The 7,985-nt window shown below is 69.4% G+C and carries 10 protein-coding genes; 4 read left to right on the forward strand and 6 right to left on the reverse strand.

Translation table 11 applies throughout. The features are described 5' to 3' along the window. A partial coding sequence (locus JOZ00_RS12350) for a branched-chain amino acid aminotransferase (protein ID WP_293344214.1) occupies nucleotides 1-767 on the forward strand: 767 nt, incomplete at its 5' end. Here the strand turns inward: JOZ00_RS12350 and JOZ00_RS12355 are convergent. Genes JOZ00_RS12355 through JOZ00_RS12370 form a run of 4 tightly spaced genes read right to left on the reverse strand, consistent with a single transcriptional unit; the run spans nucleotide 764 to nucleotide 3,854 of the window. Continuing rightward, complete coding sequence (locus JOZ00_RS12355) at nucleotides 764-1,513, reverse strand: adenosylcobinamide-GDP ribazoletransferase (RefSeq protein WP_293344215.1); 750 nt, start codon at nucleotides 1,511-1,513, stop codon at nucleotides 764-766. The genes JOZ00_RS12350 and JOZ00_RS12355 overlap by 4 nt on opposite strands. Further along, nucleotides 1,510-2,577: a nicotinate-nucleotide--dimethylbenzimidazole phosphoribosyltransferase gene (cobT, locus tag JOZ00_RS12360; protein ID WP_293344225.1), complete on the reverse strand. Its 1,068-nt coding sequence runs from the start codon at nucleotides 2,575-2,577 to the stop codon at nucleotides 1,510-1,512. The genes JOZ00_RS12355 and cobT overlap by 4 nt, the downstream gene beginning before the upstream one ends. A gap of 8 nt (nucleotides 2,578-2,585) precedes the next feature. Next, on the reverse strand, nucleotides 2,586-3,134 hold the full coding sequence (locus JOZ00_RS12365; protein ID WP_293344216.1) for a bifunctional adenosylcobinamide kinase/adenosylcobinamide-phosphate guanylyltransferase: 549 nt from the start codon (nucleotides 3,132-3,134) through the stop codon (nucleotides 2,586-2,588). Nucleotides 3,135-3,161: 27 nt separating this feature from the next. Next, the gene (locus tag JOZ00_RS12370; RefSeq protein WP_293344217.1) at nucleotides 3,162-3,854 is read right to left on the reverse strand and encodes a DUF3043 domain-containing protein; all 693 of its coding nucleotides are present in this window, start codon (nucleotides 3,852-3,854) and stop codon (nucleotides 3,162-3,164) included. A gap of 191 nt (nucleotides 3,855-4,045) precedes the next feature. On the opposite strand from JOZ00_RS12370, the gene JOZ00_RS12375 reads away from it, so the two are divergent. Together JOZ00_RS12375 and JOZ00_RS12380 are read left to right on the forward strand one after the other, a co-directional pair. Next, nucleotides 4,046-5,122: a glycerate kinase gene (locus JOZ00_RS12375; RefSeq protein ID WP_293344227.1), complete on the forward strand. Its 1,077-nt coding sequence runs from the start codon at nucleotides 4,046-4,048 to the stop codon at nucleotides 5,120-5,122. Between the two features lie 94 nt (nucleotides 5,123-5,216). Next, nucleotides 5,217-5,576 (forward strand): iron-sulfur cluster assembly accessory protein, encoded by a 360-nt coding sequence (locus JOZ00_RS12380; RefSeq protein ID WP_293344218.1) that lies wholly within the window; start codon nucleotides 5,217-5,219, stop codon nucleotides 5,574-5,576. Nucleotides 5,577-5,632: 56 nt separating this feature from the next. Here JOZ00_RS12380 and JOZ00_RS12385 read toward each other — a convergent pair whose 3' ends face one another. Next, on the reverse strand, nucleotides 5,633-6,331 hold the full coding sequence (locus tag JOZ00_RS12385) for a hypothetical protein (RefSeq protein ID WP_293344220.1): 699 nt from the start codon (nucleotides 6,329-6,331) through the stop codon (nucleotides 5,633-5,635). Between the two features lie 189 nt (nucleotides 6,332-6,520). On the opposite strand from JOZ00_RS12385, the gene JOZ00_RS12390 reads away from it, so the two are divergent. Continuing rightward, nucleotides 6,521-7,495: a carbohydrate kinase family protein gene (locus JOZ00_RS12390; RefSeq protein ID WP_293344221.1), complete on the forward strand. Its 975-nt coding sequence runs from the start codon at nucleotides 6,521-6,523 to the stop codon at nucleotides 7,493-7,495. Nucleotides 7,496-7,604: 109 nt separating this feature from the next. Here the strand turns inward: JOZ00_RS12390 and JOZ00_RS12395 are convergent. Continuing rightward, nucleotides 7,605-7,985 (reverse strand): asparagine synthase-related protein (locus tag JOZ00_RS12395; RefSeq protein WP_293344223.1); only part of this gene is annotated, 381 nt, incomplete at its 5' end.

A 7,985-nucleotide genomic window follows, 5' to 3' on the forward strand; every position in this document is an offset into this window, starting at 1 on the left:
TGCCCGAGGAACTGTTCATGGGGTCGCTGTGCCAGCTGATCGCCGTGGACAGGGCCTGGGTGCCCGCCGCCGGCGGCGAGGCGGCGCTGTACCTGCGCCCCTTCGTCATCGCCACCGAGCCCGGGCTGGGGGTGCGGCCGTCAAAGAAGTACCGCTACATGGTGATCGCCTCTCCGGCCGGCGTGTACTTCAAGGGCGGCATCAGCCCCGTCACGGTCTGGGTGTCGACGGAGTACGTGCGGGCCAGCCCGGGCGGCACCGGCGCGGCCAAGTTCGGCGGCAACTACGCCGCCTCGCTGCTGGCCCAGGCCGAATCCGCCGAGCACGATTGCGATCAGGTGGTGTGGCTGGATGCCGTCGAGCGACGCTTCGTCGAAGAGATGGGCGGGATGAATCTGTTCTTCGTCTTCGGCAGCGGCGGTTCGGCGCGGCTGGTCACCCCGGAGCTATCCGGCTCGTTGTTGCCGGGGATCACACGAGACTCCTTGCTGCAGTTGGCCATTGACGCCGGATTCTCCGTCGAGGAGCGCAAGATCGATATCGACGAGTGGCAGAAGAAGGCCGCCGCCGGCGAGATCACGGAGGTATTCGCCTGCGGCACCGCCGCCGTCATCACCCCCGTCTCGACCGTGAAGTACGGCGACACCGAGTTCACCATCGCCGACGGAAACCCGGGTGAGGTGACGATGGCGCTGCGCGACACGTTGACCGGAATCCAGCGGGGCACGTTCGCCGACACCCACGGATGGATGGCCCGGCTGGGCTAGCAGCGCACCACCGCGGCGAGCGCGACGGCGCTCGCCGTCGTGGTCAGCTCGATCGCGGCGCCCAGCACGTCACCGGTGATGCCGCCGAAACGCCGCACGCAGTGGCTTACCAGGATGGCGCTGCAGCATAGGCCCAGCAACACCGCGACCGGGCCCTGCCATGGTCGTGGGCCCGCCACCAGCGACGCGGCAACCAGCACCGCGACCCAGGCCGCCACGACCGCCGCCGGCTGACTGCCGGCGACGCCGGCGCCCAACGCGCTGCCCTCGGCCGCCGGCACCGATCGGCGGCTGGCCAGCACCGCGGCGACCCGGCCGGCGAACACCGCCACCGCGACGCCGGGAAGGGCGTTCGACCCGAGGGCGGAGAATGCGAGGCCCTGCAGCACGATCACCAAGACGACGGCCGCTGCGCCGAACGGTCCGGTTGAACCGTCTCGCATCACCGCCAGCGCGCGTTGTGGCGGCCCGTAGCAGCCCAGTCCGTCGGCCGTGTCGGCCACCCCGTCGACATGCAGGCCGCGCGTCGCCAGCACCAGTATCGCGACCGCGAGCATGCCCGACAGGGGATTGGACCGCCCGAACGCCAGCTCCCCACCCCATGTCACGGTCGCGGCCAACGCACCCAACACTGCGCCTACGACCGGAAGCGCGGTCATGGCGCCGCGGCTCAGCGGGGCGTTGCCCAAGCGCGGCGCGGGCAGGACCGTGCCGAAGGCGAAAGCCGTTGCCAGCGAACGGATCACGACGGGGGAGGAGCCTGGGCCCCGGGCCGGTTGGACACCCCGGCCTGGCTGAACGTGGCCATCGATGACAGCGTGGCCACCGCGGCGCGCAGCACCGGCAGCGCGAGCGCGGCGCCGGTTCCCTCGCCGAGTCGCATCCGCAGATCCAGAATCGGCTCCAGGTCTAGCGCCGCCAGGGCCAGCGAATGGCCGGGCTCGGTGGACCGGTGGCCGGCCCGCCACCAATGCCGGGCGCCCGGCGCCAGACGTTCGGCGACGAGCGCCGCCGCCGTCACCGCCATCCCGTCCAGCAGCAGCGGGGTGCGCCGCACCGCGGCCTGCGCGCAGAAGGCCGCCAGCGCGGCCAGATCCGCGCCGCCGGCGCGCCGCAGCAACTCGACCGGATCGGGCAGCGCCGACCGCGAGCGGAACAGCGCGTCGCGCACCGCGGCCGTCTTGCGTGCCCAGCCGGCGTCGTCGATCCCGGTGCCGAAGCCGACGACCGCGACCGGTTCGGCGTTGGTCAGAGCCGCGACCAATACCGCTGCCGCAGTGGTGTTTCCGATTCCCATGTCCCCGGCGACGAGTAGGTCCGCACCCGAGTCGACCTCCTCGTCGGCGATCGCCCGGCCGGCGGCGATAGCGCGGGCCGTCTCGTCGCGGCTCAACGCGTCCTCGATCGTGATATCGCCACTGCCGCGCCGGATTTTGTGGGCACCAATCGGCGCCGAGAGCGGCTCCGCGTCGACCGCGATGTCCACGACCCGCACCGTCGCGCCGGCTATGTCGGCCAGCACGTTGATCGCCGCGCCGCCCGCGTCGAAGTTGGCGACCATCTGCGCGGTCACCTCTGGTGGGTAAGCCGACACCCCGGACCGGGCGACGCCGTGGTCACCGGCGAACACCACCACCCGGGTGCGCTCGAATTGCTTTGGCGGGCATGTCCCTTGGCACGACGCGATCCAGGCCGACAGGTCCTCGAGGCGACCGAGGGCACCCTTGGGCTTGGTGAGCGTGTCCTGACGAGCGCGCGCCGCGGCGGCGGCTTCCGCGTCGGGCGGCGACACCGGGGCGAATTCCATCACGTCGTCCATCACGTCCCCGACGGCTTGATCGGCACCGCCTGTCCGGCCACCACCAGCACCACCCGATCGCACAACTCGGCGACGCGCTGGTTGAGATTGCCCAGCTCGTCGGCGAATCGGCGCCCCGAGGCGGTGGTAGGCACGACGGTCAACCCGACCTCCGGGCTGACCAGCACCAGGGTCGAACCGAAAGCGCGGAGCGCGGCCAGCATGTCATCGATCGCAGCCGTCACCGAGTCGGGCGTCGAGTCGAGGTCCCAGGCGTTGTCGCGGTCCAGCGTGCATGTCAGCCAGGTGCCGAGGTCGTCGACGAGCATCGGGGTCTCCGGCATCTGGCGCAGTTGGGTTGCGATGTTGTCGGTTTCGATCGTCGACCAATGCGCGGGCCGACGATCTCGATGCTCGGCGACCCGCTGCGACCACGCCGCGTCGTCGGCGCCGGTGGGGCCGGGGGCCAGGTACCGGACCGGCTGCCCTTCGGGCAGCGCCGTGGCGATGGCCTCCTCGGCCCACCGTGACTTGCCCGATCTGATTCCCCCGAGCACCAGGGTGCGCACCGCTGTCAGACGCCTTTCGGGCCGCGCTCAACCAACTTTGGCGCCGCGACCGACTTGGGGACGTGGTGTCCGCAACCGGCGCATCTGAGAAGCGCGTCCGGCGGAGTAAATGCCCAGCTTCCAACGACTTTCGGTGTTGTCGGGGAACTTCGCGTCGACCGCCCTGGTTACCTTGCGACCCAGGATCAGCCCGTCGATGGTCATCACGAACATCAGCACAAGCATCGCGGGGGAGACGTAGAGCTGCAGCTGCGGGGTGGTGAACATGGCGAACATCAGGAACAGAGTCGCCGGCATGAACAGACCCAGCAGGTTGCGCCGGGAGTCCACGATGTCACGCGCGTAGCGCTTGATCGGGCCCTGATCGCGCGGCAACAGGTACGCCTCGTCGCCGGCCATCATCTTTTCCCGGCGGTCCGTCATGCGAGCACGGTTGGCGACTTTGTCGGCCTTGCGCTCCTCGCGGCTGAGCTTGGGGCCGGCCAACGTCTTGCGCCGGGCCCGGGCCTCCGAGGCGGTCATGGGTGCGGGAGCGACCGGTCCCTTCTTCGCGGTGCGCCTGGCATCGTCGCGCTTCGGGGTGGGCCGGCCCTTGGGGCCCGTCCTGCGCGACGCCGGAGCTGCCGCATTTGCGGCGGTCACGGCATCGGACGCCGCCTGCGCCTCGGCGCCCTCGTCAGGGTCGGTGTCCTGGCCTTTCTTGCGGCCCATCAGCTTCACAGAGGCCAGGTTACTTCGCGGACGGGCCGCGCCGGAATTCGACTGGAATGCCTTGCTATTAGACCTGCGTCAGTCCCGCACTTGGCCCTACTCTTACGGGTGATGAACGGTGATCTCTGATGGACGACGGCTCGATGGCCACGGGCGATACTCCCCCTGGCCTCGCTCCCGGCCGTCTCCAGTTGCCCGCCATGCTGGTCCTGGTGGCCCCGGACTGCTACGCCGACAGCATGACCGCCGTCGAAGCGTCGGCGGCCATCGCAACCGGGTGGACACGGTCGCGCCCGGGTGATCGGTTCATCGTCGCCCCGCAGTCCGATGGCGGTCCCGGGTTCGTCGAGGTGCTGGCCAACCGGCTGGGAAAGAGACGGCGCCTGAGGGTGTCCGGGCCGCTCAAGGCCATGGTGGAAGCCGAATGGGTGTTCGACCCCAGTTCGGCGACCGCGTACCTGGAATGCGCGCAGGCCTGCGGATTGGCACTGCTCGGCGGTCGGCCCACCCCCGAGACCGCCATGGCGGCCACTAGCAGGGGAGTAGGGCAGCTGATCGCCGAGGCGCTGCGGGCCGGGGCGACGCGGATCGTCGTGGGATTGGGCGGCAGCGCCTGCACGGACGGCGGACAGGGGATGATCGCCGAGCTCGGCGGCCTGGACACCGCCCGCCGGCAGCTGGCCAACGTGCAGCTGATCGCCGCCTCGGACACCGAATACCCGCTGCTGGGCCCGTGGGGCGCGGCCAGGGTGTTCGGCCCGCAGAAGGGCGCGGATACGGCCACCGTCGCGGCTCTCGAGGTCCGCCTCCAGGCATGGGCGCTGATCCTGGAGGCGGTCGCAGGGCGAGATGTCAGCGCCGAACCGGGGGCAGCGGCGGCCGGCGGCATCGGCGCGGGGCTGCTGGCGCTCGGCGGCCGATGCGAATCCGGGGCGGCGATCATCGCCCAGCACACCCGGTTGGCCGATGATCTCGACATGGCGGAATTGATCGTCACCGGTGAGGGCCGGTTCGACGAGCAATCCCTGCACGGAAAGGTGGTCGGATCCCTGGCCGACGCCGCCCGGCCCCGGGGCATTCCGGTGATCGTGCTGGCCGGCCAGGTCAGCCTCGAGAACGCGACGGTGCGCTCGTCGGGCATCATGGCCGCCTTGTCGATTGCCGATCACGCCGGATCGGTGCGGCTGGCGCAGGCCGACGCGGCCAATCAGCTGATGGGTCTGGCGTCGGTTGCCGCTTCGCGACTCGGGAATAGCGGTCCTGCAAGGTACCGTTGATGCAGTGGGCGTTTTCCGAACAGTTCGGGTCGGCTGGCGCAAGCAAGCGAGAGGCTGAACGGACCCACCCAACGAGAGCCATGTAGGAGAAGCAATGACGGTGCAAAACGAGTCGAACGCCACGACCACCCACGGCGTGATCCTGACCGAGGCCGCCGCCAGCAAGGCAAAGTCCCTGCTAGACCAGGAGGGGCGGGACGACCTGGCGCTGCGGATCGCGGTACAGCCCGGCGGGTGCGCAGGCCTGCGCTACAACCTCTTCTTCGACGACCGGACGCTGGACGGCGACCTCACCGCGGAGTTCGGCGGCGTGACGCTGACCGTGGACCGGATGAGCGCGCCCTACGTCGAAGGCGCGTCCATCGATTTCGTCGACACGATCGAAAAGCAGGGCTTCACGATCGACAACCCGAACGCCACGGGCTCCTGTGCCTGCGGCGATTCGTTCAACTGATCTGACCGGCTAGCCGGACTTGAGCCGGGCCCTCGTGGCCCGGCTCAATCGTGTGCTCAGTACGAGCCGGCGGTGCGCAGCACGTACGAGCACACCGTGACCTGCCCGCGCTGGAACAGCAGCTGGGCGATGCCCTGCACGTCACCGCGCATCGGGCCCCCGGTCTCGGGCGACACCCGCATGGTGAACAGCGCCTGGGACTGATACTGCGACAGGTACACGACCTTGTCGATCGAGGTCACCTCGACCTCAGAGAACTGTTTGCGGAACGCGTCGCTGCTCAGCTTCGCCAGGGCCTGGTCGGAGCGTTTGTCGTGCACTCCCTCGTACATCCCGCACAGCTGGTTGCGCACGATAGTGTCGACGTCGCGGTGCTCGAGCGCGTCCAGGTACCCCTGAATCGCCGTCTTCGCCGCGCCTTCGGAGAACGTCGCCCCGGTGTTCGCGCCGTTCGTCCGCACCCCGTAGACGATGGCCACGGTCAGGATCGCGACGAGCCCCAGGGCCAGTAGTGCCCCGATGATCAGCCCTCGCTTGGACCGCCGCGCCGGGTAGGCGACCGGTGGCTGCGGCGGGCCTGCATAATTGGCCGGAGCAGGTCCTGAGGCGCTGCCAGGCGGGGGAGCGAAGGCCGGACCGCCCACACCGGGTTCCTCGGGAAAATCGATCGGCGGGGATTCGGTTGGGGGCTCATGTCCACTAGGTCCGCTACTGCCGCCGCCGACAGCGTGGTTCGGCGAGTGCGGACCTGCCATCGTGGTTCTCCTACGGTGGTAGACGGGGACTGCGCCTGCAAGGGGTCACCGCCCGAGCATTTGCGGTCCCGACGGCTTGAGTGAGTTCCCTAGGGAGGCTAGCGCACCGCTCTTTGCCGACCGTGCACGCGAGGACGGTCGAAGCGCGCGAGTAAGCTAGATAACCTATCTAACGAAGGGTGAGATTTCGTGACCATCGCGGTAACGGGTTCGATTGCGACTGACAATCTGATGCGGTTTCCCGGCCGGTTTTCCGAGCATCTGCTGGCCGAACACCTGCAGAAGGTGTCGCTGAGCTTCCTGGTCGACGACCTGGTGATTCACCGGGGTGGCGTGGCCGGCAACATCGCCTTCGCCATCGGCGTGCTGGGCGGCGACGTCGCACTCGTCGGCGCGGCCGGTGACGACTTCGGCGAGTACCGCGACTGGCTGGGCAAGCACGGCGTCAACTGCGACCACGTGCTGATCTCCGAAACCGCGCACACCGCGCGGTTCGTCTGCACCACCGACCTCGACATGGCTCAGATCGCGTCGTTCTACCCGGGCGCCATGTCCGAGGCCCGCAACATCAAGCTCGCGGACCTGGTGTCGTCCGTCGGCAAGCCGGATCTGGTGATCATCGGCGCCAACGACCCCGACGCGATGGTGGTGCACACCGAGGAGTGCCGCAAGCTCGGGCTGCCGTTCGCCGCCGACCCGTCGCAGCAGTTGCCGCGGCTGTCCGGCGAGGAGATCGACAAGCTCGTCGACGGCGCCGCCTACCTGTTCACCAACGACTACGAGTGGGAGCTGTTGCTCTCCAAGACGGGCTGGTCGGAAGCCGACGTCCAGCAGAAGGTCGACCTGCGGGTGACCACGCTGGGCGCCAAGGGCGTCGACATCGTGGACCGCGACGGCAACACCATTCACGTCGACGTGGTTCCCGAGAACAGCCAGACCGATCCCACCGGTGTCGGCGACGCGTTCCGCGCCGGCTTCCTGACCGGACGCAGCGCCGGCCTGAGCCTGGAGCGTTCGGCGCAGCTGGGCTCGTTCGTCGCCGTGCTGGTGCTGGAGTCCACCGGTACCCAGGAATGGGAGTGGGACCGCGACGTCGCCAAGACCCGACTGGCCGGCGCGTACGGCGACGACGCCGCCGCCGAGATCACCGCGGTCTTGGGCTAGCCCGCCCTTCGCGGCATCGAGTGTGAATCCACGGCCTTGAGTGTGAGCTGAGGGCGGGAATTCCGGGGAATTCGCGCCCTGGCTTCACACTCGAAGCCCGCAAGCCCCGCTACAACTCGACGGGGTACTGCGGCTCGCTGATCTGCGGCACCACGCTGTGCTCGACGAAGATCGCGTGCCACAGCATGAAGATCAGCACGGTCCACAGCCGCCTGCTGTGGTCGCTGACGCCGTTGCGGTGCTCGTCGAGCATCCGGCGCACGGCCGCCAAGTCGACCAGGTGACCGGCCTGCGACGCGTCGACCGACGCGTAGGCCCACTCCAGCAGCTCGCCCGCGCGCAGCCAGTGCCGGATGGGCACCGGGAACCCGAGCTTGGGCCGGTGCAGCACGTGCGCGGGCACGATGGGCTCCAAAGCGCGCCGCAGCGCGTACTTCGTCGTCGTCCGGGTGATCTTCGCCTCGACGGGCAGCCGGGAGGCGACGGCGAA

This window comes from Mycobacterium sp. (assembly GCF_019243155.1).
In the GTDB taxonomy this organism is placed as follows: Bacteria; Actinomycetota; Actinomycetes; order Mycobacteriales; family Mycobacteriaceae; genus Mycobacterium.

Excerpts from the sequence above, each read along its gene's own strand:
- JOZ00_RS12385 (WP_293344220.1), bottom strand. The coding sequence starts at position 6,331 with ATGGCAGGTCCGCACTCGCCGAACCACGCTGTCGGCGGCGGCAGTAGC.
- JOZ00_RS12375 (WP_293344227.1), top strand. The coding sequence starts at position 4,046 with ATGCTGGTCCTGGTGGCCCCGGACTGCTACGCCGACAGCATGACCGCC.
- JOZ00_RS12380 (WP_293344218.1), top strand. The coding sequence starts at position 5,217 with ATGACGGTGCAAAACGAGTCGAACGCCACGACCACCCACGGCGTGATC.